This is a genomic window from Colwellia marinimaniae (assembly GCF_002207865.1).
GTDB classification, from domain to species: domain Bacteria; phylum Pseudomonadota; class Gammaproteobacteria; order Enterobacterales; family Alteromonadaceae; genus Colwellia; species Colwellia marinimaniae.
The window spans coordinates 1-257 of the sequence record NZ_BDQM01000356.1 but is presented as its reverse complement, the minus strand read 5'-3'; the positions used below and the strand labels follow the sequence as shown (position 1 = coordinate 257).

The following is a 257-nucleotide window of genomic DNA, read 5'->3' as shown; positions in this document are numbered from 1 at the left end:
AGGTTACAGCGCCGTGAGTTCTTTTCGGCTGTCATTGGTAGTGGGCGGTGTCGGTGAGCAATCCAGAGCAGGTGACACCCAAAAATTCATTCATGATGCGATTGATGCCACCACGCCACAAGGTTGGGACTATCAAATTGAAGATGAGATTGTTTACCAAGTCACAGCAGAAGCAGATCAACTCATTGGTCGTCCTCTGATGCTTATTGGAGAGTCGGATCTATCCGTTTATCAACGTCTCGCGGTGGGTAATTATC

General features: G+C 47.9%; 1 protein-coding gene. It reads left to right on the top strand.

Features of this window, described 5'->3' with window-relative positions:
• Positions 1-13 precede the first annotated feature (13 nt).
• Positions 14-257: lipid A-modifier LpxR family protein (locus MTCD1_RS19630; protein WP_235013404.1), on the top strand; the 244-nt coding region annotated here is incomplete at its 3' end.